The organism is Peribacillus sp. P4_C12 (genome assembly GCF_056402095.1).
Genome location: NZ_JBFUIB010001092.1, coordinates 1 through 697 on the forward strand (window position 1 = coordinate 1; position 697 = coordinate 697).

At 35.6% G+C, this 697-nt stretch carries 1 protein-coding gene; it reads right to left on the reverse strand.

Annotation, left to right across the window (positions count from 1 at the left end):
• Window positions 1-659 (reverse strand): terminase large subunit domain-containing protein (locus AC1DUW_RS31505; RefSeq protein WP_477644537.1); only part of this gene is annotated, 659 nt, incomplete at its 3' end.
• Window positions 660-697: the final 38 nt, after the last annotated feature.

The window sequence follows — 697 nt, forward strand, 5'->3', positions numbered from 1 at the left end:
GCATTCGGCACTTTTCCAGCATTCGGCACTTTTCCAAGTCCGCTAGAGAATACGTTTACAACATCAAAATTTTCATATCGGTGAATCTCATCATAGATCACACACCCATCACGAAGGCCATCTTTAGATCCTGCGTTCGATGTGTGGTATTGCATTACACTTTTTGTATCATTTCCTGTTATTTCAACTTTTGAGCGATAAAACATGTCTTCCAATAATTCATGCGACTCGATTGTTTCATAAACCTCTCTAAAAGAGACCTTTGCTTGCTTTTCATTGTTGGCAAAAATAGAGATATTGTACCTTGGGATACCATGCAAAGGACTTATAAAGAAATGACCCAATGCAGATATAAGTACATTCTTCCCGCCACCACGAGCCATCATGATTAGAAATTGCTCATAAAAAACAGCGTTATCCTCTTTATAAAAAAGAAAGACAAACGCCGAAATAAATTTTTGAAAAGGCGCTAGTGGGAAGTACCATTTTTCTGCAAATTTAATAAAGTTTTCGATTAGTTCTTCATCAAAATATATATCATCACGTATCAACACGTGTTTTTGTAGATAATCAATTAACATTACACGCTCTTCATTGAGCTTGATTTTACCCGACTCATACAAGTCAATATATTTATCAACGTATTTATTTGAAATCATATAAGGTCACTAGCGCTATGCTTGATCTCCTTTTCACC